Annotated in this window: 16 protein-coding genes; 7 read left to right on the top strand and 9 right to left on the bottom strand. The window is 70.3% G+C overall.

Annotation, left to right across the window (positions count from 1 at the left end; genetic code table 11):
- Positions 1 to 4: 4 nt before the first annotated feature.
- Both H483_RS22420 and H483_RS22425 read right to left on the bottom strand, forming a co-directional pair.
- Entirely contained in the window at positions 5 to 1348 is a 1344-nt protein-coding gene (locus tag H483_RS22420) for an MFS transporter (RefSeq protein ID WP_017835492.1), read from the bottom strand.
- A gap of 79 nt (positions 1349 to 1427) precedes the next feature.
- Positions 1428 to 3056 carry a class I adenylate-forming enzyme family protein gene (locus H483_RS22425; RefSeq protein ID WP_031264456.1) on the bottom strand — a complete coding sequence of 543 codons (1629 nt, stop codon included), beginning with the start codon at positions 3054 to 3056 and terminating at the stop codon, positions 1428 to 1430.
- A 161-nt stretch (positions 3057 to 3217) separates the two neighbouring features.
- On the opposite strand from H483_RS22425, the gene H483_RS22430 reads away from it, so the two are divergent.
- Positions 3218 to 3838, top strand: a complete 621-nt coding sequence (locus tag H483_RS22430; protein ID WP_017835494.1) for a TetR/AcrR family transcriptional regulator — start codon at positions 3218 to 3220, stop codon at positions 3836 to 3838.
- Positions 3839 to 3861: 23 nt separating this feature from the next.
- On the opposite strand, the gene H483_RS22435 is transcribed toward H483_RS22430, so the two are convergent.
- The gene (locus H483_RS22435; protein WP_017835495.1) at positions 3862 to 4641 is read right to left on the bottom strand and encodes a LysR family transcriptional regulator substrate-binding protein; all 780 of its coding nucleotides are present in this window, start codon (positions 4639 to 4641) and stop codon (positions 3862 to 3864) included.
- A 122-nt stretch (positions 4642 to 4763) separates the two neighbouring features.
- On the opposite strand from H483_RS22435, the gene H483_RS22440 reads away from it, so the two are divergent.
- The gene (locus H483_RS22440; RefSeq protein ID WP_017835496.1) at positions 4764 to 5231 is read left to right on the top strand and encodes a MaoC family dehydratase; all 468 of its coding nucleotides are present in this window, start codon (positions 4764 to 4766) and stop codon (positions 5229 to 5231) included.
- Positions 5232 to 5314: 83 nt separating this feature from the next.
- On the opposite strand, the gene H483_RS22445 is transcribed toward H483_RS22440, so the two are convergent.
- Together H483_RS22445 and glyA are read right to left on the bottom strand one after the other, a co-directional pair.
- Positions 5315 to 5941, bottom strand: a complete 627-nt coding sequence (locus H483_RS22445; RefSeq protein WP_031264458.1) for a TetR/AcrR family transcriptional regulator — start codon at positions 5939 to 5941, stop codon at positions 5315 to 5317.
- A 125-nt stretch (positions 5942 to 6066) separates the two neighbouring features.
- Positions 6067 to 7371, bottom strand: a complete 1305-nt coding sequence (gene glyA, locus H483_RS22450; protein ID WP_017835498.1) for a serine hydroxymethyltransferase — start codon at positions 7369 to 7371, stop codon at positions 6067 to 6069.
- A 135-nt stretch (positions 7372 to 7506) separates the two neighbouring features.
- On the opposite strand from glyA, the gene coaA reads away from it, so the two are divergent.
- On the top strand, positions 7507 to 8439 hold the full coding sequence (gene coaA / locus H483_RS22455) for a type I pantothenate kinase (protein WP_052308362.1): 933 nt from the start codon (positions 7507 to 7509) through the stop codon (positions 8437 to 8439).
- A gap of 17 nt (positions 8440 to 8456) precedes the next feature.
- Here coaA and H483_RS22460 read toward each other — a convergent pair whose 3' ends face one another.
- Complete coding sequence (locus tag H483_RS22460; protein WP_017835500.1) at positions 8457 to 9536, bottom strand: tocopherol cyclase family protein; 1080 nt, start codon at positions 9534 to 9536, stop codon at positions 8457 to 8459.
- 38 nt (positions 9537 to 9574) lie between these two features.
- On the opposite strand from H483_RS22460, the gene H483_RS22465 reads away from it, so the two are divergent.
- Both H483_RS22465 and H483_RS22470 read left to right on the top strand, forming a co-directional pair.
- Positions 9575 to 10063: a PH domain-containing protein gene (locus H483_RS22465; RefSeq protein WP_202959087.1), complete on the top strand. Its 489-nt coding sequence runs from the start codon at positions 9575 to 9577 to the stop codon at positions 10061 to 10063.
- On the top strand, positions 10060 to 11589 hold the full coding sequence (locus H483_RS22470) for a PH domain-containing protein (protein ID WP_152427838.1): 1530 nt from the start codon (positions 10060 to 10062) through the stop codon (positions 11587 to 11589). Before H483_RS22465 ends, H483_RS22470 begins: the two co-directional genes overlap by 4 nt.
- A gap of 48 nt (positions 11590 to 11637) precedes the next feature.
- Here the strand turns inward: H483_RS22470 and H483_RS22475 are convergent, their stop codons facing one another.
- From H483_RS22475 to H483_RS22485, 3 genes are read right to left on the bottom strand one after another with little or no spacing between them, the layout of a single operon-like run.
- Positions 11638 to 12378 (bottom strand): MOSC domain-containing protein, encoded by a 741-nt coding sequence (locus H483_RS22475; protein WP_017835503.1) that lies wholly within the window; start codon positions 12376 to 12378, stop codon positions 11638 to 11640.
- The gene (locus H483_RS22480) at positions 12378 to 13145 is read right to left on the bottom strand and encodes an isoprenyl transferase (protein ID WP_017835504.1); all 768 of its coding nucleotides are present in this window, start codon (positions 13143 to 13145) and stop codon (positions 12378 to 12380) included. The genes H483_RS22475 and H483_RS22480 overlap by 1 nt, the downstream gene beginning before the upstream one ends.
- A 59-nt stretch (positions 13146 to 13204) precedes the next feature.
- Entirely contained in the window at positions 13205 to 14278 is a 1074-nt protein-coding gene (locus tag H483_RS22485) for a 3-deoxy-7-phosphoheptulonate synthase (protein WP_017835505.1), read from the bottom strand.
- 302 nt (positions 14279 to 14580) lie between these two features.
- Here H483_RS22485 and H483_RS22490 point away from each other — a divergent pair, with 302 nt between their 5' ends.
- Positions 14581 to 14979 carry a DUF2784 domain-containing protein gene (locus H483_RS22490; RefSeq protein ID WP_017835506.1) on the top strand — a complete coding sequence of 133 codons (399 nt, stop codon included), beginning with the start codon at positions 14581 to 14583 and terminating at the stop codon, positions 14977 to 14979.
- 104 nt (positions 14980 to 15083) lie between these two features.
- Positions 15084 to 16471: HNH endonuclease signature motif containing protein (locus tag H483_RS22495; RefSeq protein WP_017835507.1), on the top strand; the 1388-nt coding region annotated here is incomplete at its 3' end.

The following is a 16471-nucleotide window of genomic DNA, read 5'->3' on the forward strand; positions in this document are numbered from 1 at the left end:
CGGACTAGTCGTGGCCGACCGTGTGCAGGTCGTTACCCCGGGTCTCCTTCATGATCGCCGTGGCGATGATGGTGCAGACGCAGAGGGCGATGATGTAGGCGTTGATCATCCAGTACACGTCCCACTCGATGAACTGCGCGTTGAGGTACGGCGCGCTGCCGCCGAAGACCGCGACGGACAGCGAGTAGGCGAACCCGATGCCGGCCGTGCGCATCTTGGTGGGGAACGCCTCGGACATGAACGACGAGAGGATGGAGCCGGCGGCGGCGACCAGCGTCATGGCGATTAGCGAGGTGAGGAACAGGGTCCACGGCCGGTCGTCGATCATCCCCATGAGGAACGGGGTGGTGACGATGGTGCCGACCGCGAAGATGAAGATCACCGGACGACGGCCGATCTTGTCCGACAGCAGGCCCCAGAACGGAAGGGTGCACAAGGCGACCAGCTGGCTGCCGAAGATCATCCAGAAGGCGGCGCCCGCATCCATGTCGCGCTGGGTGATGGCGAACGTGGAGGCGTACGAGCTCCAGGTGTAGTGGGCGACGGTGACGCCGGAGACCATGGTCACGACCAGCGCGATCGCCCGGGCGAGACGGCCCTTGGAAAAGGTGACGACCGGTGAGGTCGGGTCGGCCGCGGCCGCCTCGGCGGCCTTGTCGAAGACGTCGGACTCCTCCATACCGGCCCGCAGGTACAGCACGAACAGGGCGAACACGGCGCCGAGCAGGAACGGGATGCGCCAGCCCCACTCGCCGACGGCCGACTCGGACAGCACGGCGGTGATGGTGCCGCCCACGCCGTAGGCGATCACGGTGCCGCCCATGATGGCGACGAAGACCAGGCTCCCCCACATCCCGCGACGGTGGGGCGGCGCGATCTCGGCGACGTAGCTGTACGCGGTCGCGGATTCACCACCGTGCGCGAAGCCCTGGACGATCCGGCACAGCAGGAGCAGCACGGACGCGAAGACACCGAGCGTCTCGTAGCTCGGCAGCAGGCCGATGAGCAGGCTCGCACCCGCCATCATGAGCATGGTGGTGATGAGGACCCACTTGCGGCCCTTGACGTCGGCTATCCGGCCGAAGACGATCCCGCCGAGCGGCCGGACCAGGAAGCCCACGGCGAACACGGCGAACGTGGCCAGCAGCGCCGAGACGGGGTTCTCGTTGTTGAACATCGCCGCCGCGATGAACGGGGCGAACACCGCGTAGGCGGTCCACTCGTACCACTCGAACAACTGACCGGTGGTGCTCGCGGCGAGCGACTTCTTGGCGTTCCGGTTGCCCGAGGCGGACTGCGTCGGGGTGGCCTCTGAGGGGAGGTCGGGGTGGATCGTGGCCTCGGCCATGTCGTGTCCCTTCGGATCGGGGTGAGGGGGATGGGGTTGAGGGGGATGGTTGAGGGGGCTGGTTGAGGGGGATGGAGCGTCAGGAGGGGGTGTGCTCGTCGCGGAGTTCGCGGCGGCGGATCTTGCCGGTCTGCGTCTTGGGGAGTTCGCCCACCACGTGGACCTCGGAGGGCCGCTTGTACGCGGCCAGGCGCGAGGCGGCGAACGAGATCAACTCCGCCTCGGAGGCGGTGCGTCCCGCCTTGAGGGAGACGAACGCGACCACCTTCTCGCCGCGGTACTCGTCAGGAAGGCCGACGACGGCGACCTCGAAGACCGCGTCGTGCTCGTACAGGACGTCCTCGACCTCTCGCGGCCAGACCTTGTACCCGGAGGCGTTGATCTGGTCCTTGAGCCTGTCGACGAGGTAGACCCAGCCGGCGGAGTCCATGACGGCCACATCACCGGTGTGCAACCGGCCGCCGGGCATCGTCACGGCGGTGGCCGCGTCGTTGCGCCAGTAGCCGGAGACGATCTGCGGTCCGCTGAGGACCAGCTCGCCCTGCTGCCCGGCCGCGACGGGCAGGTCGTCGACCCCCACCACGCTCGCGTCGACACCCGGGAGCGGGACCCCGACGGAGAGCGTGCCGCTGGACTCGTCGACCGGGGCGTGGAGCCCGGGCGGGACGGCGATGACCCCCGAGGTCGTCTCTGTCATGCCGTAGGCGTTGTGGATGTAGTGCCCGAACCGCTCTCGGAAGCGCTCGACCGTCGACGGCGGGATCGGCGCTCCCCCGCTGTAGAGGGTCTTGACGGACGCGAAGTGCTCCGGGCCGGCCTCATCCAGGCGCATCAGGGCGTTGAACGCCGTGATGGACCCGATCGTGTAGGTGACTCGGTGTTCGCGGAAGGCGTCCAGGACGACCTCGGGCCGGAAGCGCCCGGCGAAGACCAGGGCGGTGTCCCCCAGCAGACCGAGGGTCGCGTTGATCACCGCTCCGGTGATGTGGAACAGCGGGGCGATCGCCAGCACCACGTCCCCCGGCACGACACCCACGAAGTCGGCGAAGCTCCGGGCCACGGCCACGACGTTCGCGTGCGAGTTCATCGCGCCCTTGGGTGGGCCGGTGGTCCCGGACGTGTAGGTCAGCAGCGCCAGATCGTCCGGGGACACCGCGACGGGAGCGGGGGTCCGGCCGGAGAAGTCGGCCATCACCCGCAGCAGATCGCCGTCCTCCGAGGGCGCGACGGGGTCCGTGTCGCCGAACACCCGGGGATCGTTCCGGGTCTGCAGGTCCTGTTCGCTGGTGCTGAGGATCCACCCGACGTCGGTGCCCTCCACGCTCTCGCGGATCGCGGCGACGTCCCTGTCCGTCGCGATGATCCCGACCGCGCCGGAATCCTCGACGGGCAGCCGGAGTTCGCGACCGAAGTACATGGGGTTGAGGACCACGGCGGCGGCCCCGATCTTCCACAGGGCGAGCAGGGAGAGGGCGTACTGCGGGATGTTCTGCAGGTGGATCCCGACGCGGTCGCCGCCCTGCACCCCTCGATCCTGCAGCGCCGCGCCGAGGGCGTCCGACATGCGATCGACCTCGCCCGCGGAGAGGGTGGTGTCGAAGTACGCGACGGCGGTGCGCTCGGGAGCGGAGTCGACCCGGTTGCGCCAGGCGTCGACGAGCGTCGAGCGCGAGTCCACGAGGCCCTCGTCGAGGCCCGTCCGGTACATCTCCCGCCACGGACGGGGGTTCGGTCCGCTCATCATCGCCTCCGTCTCTGCCGGCCCGACCGACCGATCGATCGCTCGGTTAGCTGTAGTGTTACCCACACCACATCACGTGTCAAGTGAGCGACAGCTAGGGTTTTTCGATGACCGAGGAGAGTCCACCGATGAGCGATTGGCGAGATTTCGGGCCCGATACCCTGTCTCCCCCGTTACGTGCCGCACTGGTCGTCTTCGCGCGACACGGGTATCACGGCGCCTCGATCAGGATGATCGCCGAGGAGGCGGGACTGTCGGTTCCGGGCCTTTACCACCACTATCGCTCCAAGCAGGCGATCCTCGCGGCACTGGTGGACACCGCGATGGACGAGCTGTTCGAGCACACCGAAGCGGCCGTCGAGGACGCCGGGGGCGATCCCGTCGCCCGCTTCGAGAACCTCGTCGAATCCCTGGCCCGGTTCCACATGGCGCGGAGCGACCAGGCGTTCGTGGCTTCCACGGAGATGAGGAGCATGGATCCGGGTGTCCGCGACCACCACATCGCCCAGCGCGACTCGCAGCAGGCCATGCTCGAGGACACCATCCGGGCCGGCGTCGATTCGGGCGATTTCGCCTGCGAGCACCCCGAGGACGCGGCCCGCGCGATCTCGTCGCTGTGCGTCTCGATCTCGTCCTGGTATCGCCCCGACGGCCCACTGAGCGCCGACGACGTGGTGGCACGTCATCTGCACTTCGCCCGCGGGATGGTCGGCGCGGGCCCGGGACGCAGGGGACGCAGGGGACGCTGACGGACGCGGGGATCGCCGACCCGTCACCGGCCCCGCGCGGACCGACCCTTCCCCCTCGGCGCCTGACGCCGGCCGCGCGGTTGCTCACCCCGTGCCTGCCCACCCCGTGCCTGCCCACCCCGTGCCTGCTCACCCCGTGCGCGTGCCTTCGCGGCCGTCTTCTGCCGGGCGTTCAGCTTCTCCCGGGGCGCATCCCCGGCGTTGCGCGAGGTGGCGGCGGTCCGCCCGCGGACGATACCCACGAACTCGTCGATCACCACGTCCCCTTCGCGACGCGACGACCAGGCGACGCCCATACGGGTGGCGGGCACCCCCTCCAGCGGCCGTTCGACGATGTCCCGGCGGCTGAGCGATCGGGCGTACGGCTGGGGCAGGACCAGTAACCCGGCCCCTGCAGCGACCAGGTCCACGGCGGCAGAGACATCGTCGGGTGACGCGGTGATCACGTCGACGGGATCGAGCCACCGCTCCCCCGCCAGGTCCGCAGCGGACAAGGTGTCGTAGGCACCGAGCTCGTGGTCCCGGGGAGCGAGCACGGCCATGGTCTCGGTGTACAACGGGATGCGCAGTAAGCCGGTCGGGGCCGCGCGGGAGGCGTCCTCGGCCTCTCGGAGGAAGACCACGTCGACGCCGCTCGCACCCGGAACCGACGCCAGTCCGGCCACAGGATCACCCATCCGTCGCGCCGTGATCGGCACGCCCGGATTCCGCTCGCGCCACCGGGCCAGCCACTTGTCGGGCTGCACACCGGGGACATAACCGATGGCCAGCCCACGTCGGTCCGGACCGTTCTCCTCGCTCACCCCTCAACGGTAGCCGCTACCCCCCTGAACCGAGTTCGGTAATCGGCCGCCACGCCCCGCCCCTCCCCGATACCGTGCGAGACGCTCGGCCCCTCCGCCGCCCACCCGATCGAGGAGAATCCATGACCCACGTGTTCCACGGCGTCGACGAGTTCCGAGCGGCCGCCGGCCTCGACCTCGGGGCCGGCGACTGGTTCGAGATCACACAGGACCGCATCGACTCCTTCGCCGATGTCACCGAGGACTGGCAGTGGATCCACGTGGACCGGGAACGGGCGGCGGTGTCGGACGTAGGGTCGACCGTCGCCCACGGCTACCTCACGCTGTCACTGATCCCGCGCCTCAGCTCCGAGTTGTTCACTTTCCAGGGCATCGGTCGCGCGATCAACTACGGGCTCGACAAGGTGCGGTTCCCCTCCTTCGTCAGACCCGGTGACAGGATCCGGGCTGCCGGCCGGGTGGCGTGGACCCGGGAGGCGCAGGCCGGCGGGGTCCTGGCGTGCGTCCACTACGCGATCGAGGTCGAGGGCCGCGAGAAGCCTGCGTGTATCGCCGAGGCACTCATGGTGGCGTTCCCGCCGGAGAGTTGACCCCGACGGCGTCCGTCCGTGTCCGAGGAGTGCACGGAGACCTATTTCGATCCGTCCGTCACCCGCCCGCCAGGCACAGGGCCTCAGTGCACCAGTCGGACGCACGCCCCCGTGACCGACTCCGAGACCTCGGATAAGGCTCGGCTGCCACCGGGTCGGTACCAATTCCACACGGAGTTCATCAACCCCAGCACGAAGCGCCCGAGTTCGACCGGGTCGCGCCGGGGGAACTCCCCCGAATCCATCCCGCGTTCGAGGAGGCCGGTCCAGTCGCTCTCCACCACCCGGACGAGTTCACGGGCCCTGACCCGCTCCTGCTCCTCCCGCTCGGATGAGCGCGGCGTGGCGAGCATGCCGATCTGGTTCCGCAGGATCCGCGCCTGGAGCGCTTCGGTATCGGTGATGCCGTAAGCACTGGCGATAGCCGCCCGGAGCGCGGTCTCGGCGTCGCCCACCCCTTCGACCGCCACCGTGAAGCGCTCGTGGGACCGGGTGAGCTCGGCGCTCATGATGGTGAGCAGGCAGTGCGCCTTGGACTCGAAGTAGTGGTACAACGCGGTCTGCCCGATCCCCACCTCGCCCGCGATGGTCGCCCACTTGGTGTGTTCGTAACCGACGCTTCCGAAGTTCTCCACCGCCGCCTTGAGGATGACGTTCCTCTTGGACCTCGGGCTCTCGGTCGTTGTTGGCCCCATCGCCTGTACCCCCATTGGCAGAGCTGAAGCATCCAGGCTAGAGCGAAATCGAGTTCAGCTCACACTGATTCCGACCACCGACCCCGCGCCCCCCGCAGCCGGGCGCTGCGGGGGTCTGCTGCTCTACGCGGAGCGGGGCCTCAGCCCAGGATCGTCCAGTCCTCCAGGCCCTCGTACAACGGCTTCGCCGCGGCCAGTGCGGACACCCGCTCACGCAGGGCGATCACGTCGGCGCCCTTCCCCGCGGCGAGGGCGGTGCCGATGATGTCCGCGACCTCGCGGAAGTCCTCGGCCCCGAAACCGCGGGTGGCCAGCGCGGGCGTACCGATCCGCAGACCCGAGGTCACCATCGGGGGACGGGGGTCGAACGGCACGGCGTTGCGGTTGACGGTGATCCCGACCTCGTGGAGGAGGTCCTCGGCCTGCTGGCCGTCGAGCTCGGACTCGCGGAGGTCCACCAACACGAGGTGGACGTCGGTCCCCCCGGTGAGCACCGACACCCCGGCGTCCTGGCAGTCCTGCCCGGTCAGGCGCTCGGCGAGGATCCTGGCGCCCTCGATCGTGCGCTGCTGCCGCTCCCGGAACTGCTCGGTGCCGGCGATCTTCATGGCGGTGGCCTTGGCGGCGATCACGTGCATGAGCGGTCCGCCCTGCTGACCCGGGAACACCGACGAGTTGAGCTTCTTGAACAGGTCGAGATCGTTGGTGAGGATCATGCCGGAGCGCGGCCCGCCCAGGGTCTTGTGGACCGTGGTGGACACGACGTCGGCATGGGGCACGGGGCTCGGGTGCAGGCCCGCGGCCACGAGGCCCGCGAAGTGGGCCATGTCCACCCAGAGCTTGGCGCCGACCTCGTCGGCGATCTCACGGAACCTCGCGAAGTCCAGCGTCCGCGGGTACGCCGACCACCCGGCGATGATCACATCGGGCCGCTCCGCCAACGCCATCTCACGGACGGTGTCCATGTTGACCAGCATGGTCTCCGGGTCCACCTCGTAGGCGGCGACCTCGTACAACTGGCCGGAGAAGTTGAGCTTCATACCGTGGGTGAGGTGACCACCGTGGGCCAGGGACAAGCCCATGATCTTGGAGCCCGGCGTCGCGAGCGCCATGAGCACCGCGGCGTTGGCCTGGGCGCCCGCGTGCGGCTGCACGTTGGCGTACTTGGCGCCGAAGACCTCCTTGGCGCGGTCACGGGCGAGGTTCTCCACCACGTCGACGTGCTCGCACCCGCCGTAGTAGCGACGGCCCGGGTAGCCCTCGGCGTACTTGTTGGTGAGCACGGAGCCCTGTGCCTGCAGGACCGAGCGCGGGACGAAGTTCTCCGACGCGATCATCTCGAGCGTGTCCCGCTGACGAGCCAGCTCGCCGGCCATCGCCTCGGCGACCTCCGGATCGAGATCGGACAGGGAGGCGGTGAACACATCGGTGTTCGGGTCGGTCATCGTTGCTCCTCGCGCGTGGGCTTCTCACTTCGTACGAATCGTGTGCGGCCACGGCTCGTCTCGTCGTCGTCGTCAGTCTAGTGGCAGGGCACCTGGAGGCCTCTTCCCCGTGGGCACCTGACACAATCAGCAATCGTGAGCAGACATGCCGGCGACTACACGCCGTACGTGGAGTTCGACCGCCGGAGCTGGCGCCGACTGCGGCGAGCCATGCCGATGGTGCTCACCGAGCAGGACCTCGAGGGACTGCGTGGTCTGGGTGAACACCTGGACCTGGACGAGATCGCCGAGATCTACCTGCCACTCAGCAGGCTCATCCACCTCCAGGTCTCGGCCCGGCAGCGTCTCTTCCAGTCCACCAACCTGTTCCTCGGCGAGACCGTGGACGCCCCCATGCCGTTCGTGATCGGCGTGGCCGGGTCGGTGGCCGTGGGCAAGTCCACCTCGGCGCGTGTGCTGCGCGCGCTGCTGACCCGCTGGGACTCCCACCCCCGGGTGGACCTCATCACGACCGACGGTTTCCTCTACCCCAACCGTGAGCTCCAGAGGCGCGGGTTGATGCACCGCAAGGGCTACCCGGAGTCCTACGACCGTCGCGCGCTGCTGCGGTTCGTCTCGGAGGTCAAGTCGGGCGCCCCGGTCGTGCGCGCGCCGGTCTACTCGCACACCAAGTACGACATCGTGCCCCACGAGTTCATCGAGGTCGAGCGTCCGGACATCCTCATCGTCGAGGGACTGAACGTCCTGCAGACGGGCCCCCGGCTGATGGTCTCGGACCTGTTCGACTTCTCGCTTTACGTGGACGCCAAGATCGACGACATCGAGAAGTGGTACGTCGAGCGGTTCCTGGAACTGCGCAGTACGTCGTTCTCCAACCCCAACTCACACTTCGCGCACTACGCCGATCTGTCCGATCAGGCGGCCCGGTTGGCGGCGCGCGAGATCTGGAACTCCATCAACCGACCCAACCTGGTGGAGAACATCCTGCCCACCCGGCCCCGGGCCACGCTGGTGCTGCGCAAGAACTCCGACCACTCCATTCAGCGTCTGCGTCTGCGCAAGATCTGACGCGCTCGGGAACTCAGTCACTCGGGCGCAGCGCCCGTCTCCCCCACCGGAACCCCTCGGCGCCGCAACTCGGCCTCCGCGCGGTCCAGTCCCCCGTGCTCCAGCGCGGCCTGCGGACTGTAGTCACGCCAGACAGGGCGCCCGAAGCGGCTCACCTCCACCTCGAGCTCACCCGACAGGTGTTCGATCGCCCCGGCCGAGTTCCGCTTCTCCGACGGCAACGGCACGGGCAACACGTGCGCCCGACCCAGCGGCGCCCGCCCGGTCACCTTGACCCGCCAGCCGTACCCGCGCCCCTCGAGCGACCACACGTCGTCACCGACCTCCGCGCGGACCGGCGAGACCACGGGGTTGCCCAACCGGATCACCCGACCATCGGGCAGACGCACCACCACCGCGGTGACCTCGGTGCGCAGGGGGCCCGAATGGATCTGCCCGCCGGCGAACGCCACGCAGGTGTCGGGCTCGGAGAAGCCCTGGGCCTGTCCCCACCACCAGGAGTCGGGGAAGCCCTCCGCGCCCCAGTTCTTCTCCCCGTAGACGTCGGCGCCGTCGAATTCCCAGCGCCTGCCGTCCAGCTCGGCCCAGCCCCGCGCCCGACCTCCGAGCAACCACGGGTGCCAGTACTGGTTGAGGGCGGGGACGGCCTGGAAGATGCTCGACCCGCCGACGGCCCGGTGCGGCCAGTCGACGGGATCGCTGATCGCCACATGAAGCCGGGCCCCCTCGCCCATGTCCACGTCGACCCCGTCGGGCCGGTACTCGAACCGATCACCCGAACGGGCCCCAAGCCGGTCGGGATCGGCCCAGCCCTCGGGAGCCGCGGACAGGCGGAGTGACGACGACGTCGCGCCGTCACCCGGCCGGGGATCACCGGCCGCCCCGGACCGGGGTGACACCTCGTCGGATGCCAGGCCGAGGGTCGCCCAGTGCCCGTCCGGCCCCCGGTTGATCCCGATCAGCGCGATTAGGGCGCGGCCCCGGTCGCGGTCGGTCACGCGCAGGAAGTACCCCTCCATGGCCACCCCGTGTGCGCGGAGCGGGTCGCCGAAGGGCAGGTCAGCGCCGGTTGCCCGGTAGCGTCGGAGAAGACTCATGTCGGCCAGCGTTCCACAGGGGCCCTATGTTGGACACCGTGTACTCCTCACCGATCGGGCTCAGACCACCACGCCACCGCGTCGACCCCCGGTGTCGCCGCTGGTGGACAGCCCAAGTGGGGCTGTGGATGGCCGGGCCGCTGGTGGTGGCCGTCGTCCTCGGCCTTGCCCTGTCCCGGTGGATCCTCCTCGCGGCGGCGGGGTGGGCGGTCGCGACGGCCGTGGCCCTGGTCGCGGTCCCGAGGGTCCGCTGGGCGACCCACCGGTGGGAGGCCACGGACACGGCCGTCTACAGCCGTAGTGGACTGTTCTGGGAGGAGTGGCGGGCCGCGCCGCTGTCCCGGGTGCAGACCGTCGACAAGACCCGCGGCCCCCTGCAACGGCAGTTCGGGTTGGCCACCGTCGTGGTCACCACCGCCTCCTCATCGGGGGCGGTCCGCATCAGTGCCCTCGACGCCGCGCAGGCCGAGGAGATGGCTGACAGGTTGACGCTGCTGGCGCAGGACGACCAGCGGGACGCGACATGACCGCGCCGGAGAGGCACGATCCGCAGGGAGAGCACGCTGAACCCGGTCAGCCAGGCCAGCCCGGGGTGCCCACACCCGGGTGGCGACGCCTCGACCGTCGGACCGTCGCCGCGAGCACCATCGTGGCCGCGGGGGCCCTCGCCGTCACCGCGGTCCCCGCCGGCTCGGCGCTCCTCCTCGCCGGGGTGGGCCTGGGATGGGTGATGCTGTGGACCATCGGCGGCACGATCCTCGGCGCCGCGGCCACCGCGGTCATCGAGGCCGCCCGGCTCGCCGTGACCAGCTATCGCGTGGGCGCGCACCGGATCGAACGCCGCGTCCGCTTCCTCTCCAGCTCCACCACCAGCCTCTCGACCGGCCGGGTGCGCACCGTGGAGATCTCGGCGGACCTGGTGCAGCGCCGGATGGGCATCGCGACGGTGCGACTGGCCAGTGGCGAGACCGACGGGTCCAGACTCGTCCTCGGCGCCCTGGACCGCGAGGTCGCCGAGGAGCTGCGGCGGCGGCTCCTCGCCGAGCGCGCCGCCGCCGACACCACCGAACTCGTGCGCCTGGACCCGCGGTGGGTCCGCTACGCGCCCGCGAGCGTCATGACTCCCCTGTTCGGCCTCCTGGGCATCGGTGTGGTGTTCCAGGTCGCGGACTGGTTCAGGGCCGTGCCCGAGATGCTCGACTGGATCTGGTCCCGGATCGGCGACCTGCCGATCCCGGTGATCGCCGTCGGGGTGGTGCTTCTCGCCCTGGTGGTGGGCACCGTCGCCTCGGTGGCGCTCTTCGTGGAGAACTGGTGGAACCTGCGGCTCGAGCGCTATGAGGACGGTTCGCTCGAGCTGCGGCGGGGACTGCTCGTGGGCCGGCACACCTCTTTCGACGGGCGTCGCATACGCGGGGTCACGCTGCACGAACCCCCGGGGTTCAGAGCTCTCGGAGCTGCGCGGCTCGACGTGGTCGCCTCGGGGGTCGGGACCGGGAAGGACGACGAAGGGAAGAAGAAGCAGAGTCCGGCGTTGGTGCCCCCCTCGCCGCGGGCGGTATCTACCGGCGCGGCCGGGACGATCCTGGGTGAGCCGGTGCCCACCTCGCTCCTGGCCCACCCGTCCGCCGCGCGTCGACGGAGACTCGTGAGAGCGGGCGCGGCCGTTGTCGCGGCCACGGGGGTGACGCTTGTTCCCGCGGTGCTATGGCCATGGCTCTGGTGGGTCCCGCTGGCCGCGCTCGGACTGTCCGCGGTCGTTGCGATCTGGACTGCGCTCGACAACGTGCGGGGCCTCGGGCACGCCGTCACCGACGGGGTGGTCGCGCTCCGCAAGGGGTCGTTGACGCGGCGCACCGACATTCTCGAGCGCGACGGGATCCTCGGCTGGAACATCCGGCGATCCCCACTGCAGAGGCGCGCCGGCCTGGCGACGCTCGTGGCCACCACGGCGGGCGGCAGCGGGGCATTCCGGTTGCCGGACGTGGGTCGCGATCAGGCGCCCGCACTGTGGCGCACCGCCGGACCGGTGTGGGACCACCTCGCCGAGTGAGCACCGCCGGGTGGGCACCCGGTTGGATCGGTTCAGACAGCGTCCGGCTCAGTCGGCGTCCGTCTCGGAGGGCCGGACGTCCGTGGCGGGATCGAGCTTGCGGACCAGACTGGGCGCGAGGTCTGCCAGGGCGTACTCGTCGAGGAGCCGCCGGGCCTCGTCGTCGTCGACCCCGGCGAACACCCGCCCGATGGTCACACCGTGCGTGGGCACGCTGATCACACGGATCTCGTCGCCCGCCTCCACGGGCCCCGCGCGCAGGACGCGGGCATAGGCACCCGGCCGCCCCGCCTCGGTGAACCGACGCACCCACCTGGGCTTGTCCACGCGGTCGCCGAACGTCTTGCACGGGATGCGCGGGGTGGTGATCTCCAGGCGGAGCGGCGCCCGACGGCCGTGGGCCTGGCCGACATCGAGCACCGTGCCGATCTGGAGCTGGGAGGTGTCGACGCCGGTCACGCGTAGGTTCTCGCCGAAGAATCCGGGCGGGATCGGCCCACCGAACTCGGGCTCCCAGGGCGCGACGTCGGAGTCGGAGAGCAGGTAGACGGCCTTCCACACGCCGCCGTGATGTTCGCGATCGGCCTGGACGTCACCGTGGAGGCCGTACTCACGAACCTGCACGGGGCCCTCGACAGGCCTCTTGTCGATCGCCGTCACGCCGACCCGTCCCGGCACCGTGAGGAGCTGGTCCACCACGCAGACGGCCCGTACGGCGAACGACTCCGGCACCGCCGCACCGGATCCCGCCGTCGACGCCCCGGACCCGGGGTCTCCCGCGCCCGACATCAGTGGCCGAACCTGCGGTTGCGGGCGCCGTAGTCGCGCAGGGCGCGCAGAAAGTCCACGCGCCGGAAGGCGGGCCAGTACGCCTCGGTGAACCAGATCTCCGAGTACGCGCTCTGCCAGAGCAGGAACCCGGAGAGCCGCTGCTCGCCGGAGGTCCGGATCACCAGGTCGGGATCGGGTTGTCCCGAGGTGTAGAGGTGCTCCCCGATGGCCTCGACGGTGATGCCGTCGACCAGGTCCTGCCCGGTCCGGCCGTCCTCGATCAGCTGGGCGACGAGCTCGCGGGTCGCGTCGGCGATCTCCTGCCGGCCGCCGTAGCCCACGGCGACGTTCACCTTGACCCCCCGGCGCCCGGAGCTCGCACGCTCGGCATGCCGCAGCCTCTCGGCCAGCCACTCGGGCAGCACCTCGAGCCGGCCGACTATCCGGACATCCCAGTTCTTGTCCGGGCCGGTGATCTCGTCCACCACGTCGGCGATGATCTGAAGGAGCTCGTCGAGCTCGTCTGCATCACGACCGAGATTCTCGGTACTGAGCAGGTAGATGGTGGCCACGTCCACGCCCAGCTCGTCACACCAGCCGAGCATCTCGGCGATCTTGACCGCCCCCGCGCGGTGTCCGTGCGAGACGTCCGCGAACCCGGCCTCCTTGGCCCAGCGGCGGTTGCCGTCGGCCATCACGGCGATATGTCGTGGGAGCCGGGCACCCTCGAGTGACGACCGGAGTCGCGACTCGTACAGCGAGTACAGCGGGGAGGAGGCGTCCACTCGGAAGAGGTTACCGCGCGACGCCCCCTCCACAGGGGGTCCCCCTGACCCGTGGGGGTTCAGCCGCGTCGGCCGGCGCGCACCCCCGCGGCGAGCGCGCGCACTCCGTCCTCGGTGGTGTCCCAGCCGATGCAGGCGTCGGTGACGGACTTGCCGTAGACCAGTTCCGCGGCCTCGACCGACTGGGAGCCGGCTTCGAGGAAGCTCTCGATCATTAGCCCGGAAATCCCCTGCTCCCCCGCCCCGATGCGCTCGGCGAGCTCGGCGACCACCTCGGCCTGGCGCTCGTGGGACTTGCCCGAGTTGGCGTGGCTCGCGTCGACCATCACCAGGTTAGGCAGTCCCACCTTGGCGACCGACGCCACCGCGGAGGCCACCGACTCCGCGTCGTGGTTCGGACCGCGGGTCCCACCGCGCAGGATCACGTGGCAATCGGTGTTACCGGCCGTCTCCACCACGGCCGCCCGACCCTCGGCGTCGGTGCCGAAGAACACGTGGCGCGACGCCGAGGACCGGCATCCGTCCACCGCGACCTGCACCTCGCCGTCGGTGCCGTTCTTGAACCCCACCGGCATGGACAGACCGGAGACCAGCTGACGATGCACCTGGCTCTCGGTGGTCCGCGCCCCGATGGCCCCCCAGGAGACGGCGTCGGCGATGTACTGCGGGCTCGTCGGCTCGAGGAACTCGCAGCCGACGGGAAGTCCCAGGTCCAGCACGTCCAGTAGAAGCCTGCGGGCGGTGCGCAGACCGCGCGGGATGTCGTAGCTGCCGTCGAGCGCGGGGTCGTTGATCAGGCCCTTCCACCCGACCGTCGTGCGCGGCTTCTCGAAGTAGACGCGCATGACGATCAGCAGGTCCTCCGAGACCTCCCGGGCCAGGGCCGCGAGGCGCTCGGCGTAGTCGAGGGCGGCCTCGGGGTCGTGGACGGAACAGGGACCCACGACCACGAGAAGGCGGTCGTCGCGCCCGGCGAGGATGTCGGCGATCTCACTGCGGCTGCGGTCGACCAGTGCCTCGCGGGCCTCGCCCAGCGGGAGTTCTCCGAGGATCTCGGTCGGCGTCGGCAACGGGGAGTAGGACAGGACGCGCCGGTCGGCGGTCTGGGTGGGGTTCTCGGCGGTGATGGTCACGGCAGTGTGCTCCTGATGCGGTGGTCGTGGCGGGCCGGGTGCCGTGATCCTGGTCGGTGCCCTGTGTCGCACCCGGATCCGCCGTGGGAAATGGCGGGAGGCGGCGACCATGGTGGTCACCGCCTCTGGGCTCCGGGTGTCGGGACGTCCGGTTAACGGACGCGTGCGCTCGCGGCGCGGGCTCCACCCGGAGCCCACATAAAGCGCCAATATGCGCGAGCGATCGACATGCCGGTCACCGTAGCAGAGGCTGCGGGAGTCAGGCCACTCGCGCCCCGCGCTGCGGCTGGCACCCTGGACTCATGGGTTACCGACTCGTCGCTGACGGCGCGATGATCCTCCACGCGGCGTTCCTCGTGTACATGGTGGTGGGCGGCTTCCTCGCGTGGCGGTGGCGGTGGACGTTCTGGCCCCACCTGGCGACGGCCGCGTACGGACTGGGGATCGCGACGGTGGGGTGGGTCTGCCCGCTCACCCACGTCGAGAACTGGGGACGCGCCCGCGCGGGTGAGGAGACGCTGCCCTCCTCAGGGTTCATCGACCACTACCTCACCGACGTCATCTACCCCGCGGAGCATCTGTGGACGGCCCACGTCGCCGTCGCGGCCGCAGTGCTGGTCTCGTGGGCGGGTCTGGAGTATCTGCAGTGGCGAGCGCGCGCACGGTCTGACAGCCCCGCATCGCAGGTGCAGCAGTCCTGAACGAGGCCGGACCGACCGGCGACGAATCGAACTCTTGTGCGAACCTGACCTGGACGGTAGAATCGTACTCACGTTCGATTAAGAGCTGACGGGTGGTGGTTCCGATGATGACGACGACGAGCTCGGCGGCGTTCGGGGCGCTGCGCGCCGTGCCGGAGGCTCTGGACACGCTGGGCGCCGAGGCGCTCAGTGAGGTGGCGCGGTCGGCGACGCTGGCGCAGAATCTCGCGGCGGCCACCCGGTTGCGGGCCGCGCATCATCTCGTCGAGGCGTTGGCGCGTCTGGATGAGGCGGCGCACGATGACGGGGCGAGCCCGCGGCCGGCGTTCGCCCGCCTGGACCCGGCCGACCGGGCCCGTGACCACCTGGCCGCGGCCATGTCCCTGACCTGCTGGCACGCCGCACGCCTGGTCACCGCCGGCACCCAGATCCACACCCGCCTGCCCCTGCTGCGCAAGGCCGTCGACCGGGGCCTGCTGCCCGAACAACTGGCCATCGACACCGCCTGCCGACTGGCCGAGATCCCCGACGAGCTGATCGCGGCAGTGGAGTCGGAGGTCGTCGGCGCCCTGGCCCGGGACCTGGACGGGGGCCACCGACCCAGCCGCACCGCCCTGGACACCGCGGTCGACGCAGCGAGAGAACGCCACGATCCCCGGGCCGCCGAACACGCCGTGGCCGACGCCGCCGAACAGCGCACCGTCCGGTTTCGCCCCGGCCGCAACGGCATGACCAGCATGTGGGCCCACCTGCCCAGCAGTGACGCCGAGAAGCTGCGCCGCCGCATCGAGGCCGCCGCCCGCACCGCCTGGCAGGCAGGCCATCCCCGCACCCGCAACCAACTACGCGCCGACGCCCTGTGCGCCCTCGGGGACCCCAACACCGACGACATCTGCACCCCCGTACGCCATGCCGAAGACACCGCCGACAGCGCCGCCGGCAGCGCCTCCGACGGTGCCGCCGGTACGGGCGGGCCGCGGCTCGGGGCATCCTGGGGCACCGAGCAACCAGTGCGGATCTCGGTCATCGACAGCATCGCCCAGGGCCTACCCAACCGCGTGCAGTTCGTCACCGGCGCCTACGCCAGCTTCGACTGGCTGTGCGAGGAACTACTCTCCAGCGGCGACGCCACCGTGCGATTCGAACTGATCGACCCCCAACCCGGCGTCCTCGACCTGCCCGACGCAGTGCTCAAGTACTTCATCACCCCCGCCCTGGCCGAACGGATCCGGCTACGCGACGGCACCTGCCGCCACCCCGGATGCACGGTCGACGCCCACGACTGCGACATCGACCACGCCATCGCCTTCAACCACCAGCGTCCCGAACTCGGCGGACCCACCGCCGAGTGGAACCTGTTCTGCCTGTGCCGCACGCACCACCGCGAGAAGACCTTCGGCCACTGCGCCTACCGGCCCGGACCCCTGGGCGAACTGACCATCATCACCGAAACCGGACACGAACACCGCACCACCCCACACGGCCCCCTGGC

Source organism: Dietzia sp. UCD-THP, from assembly GCF_000349585.1.
GTDB classification, from domain to species: Bacteria; Actinomycetota; Actinomycetes; order Mycobacteriales; family Mycobacteriaceae; genus Dietzia; species Dietzia natronolimnaea_A.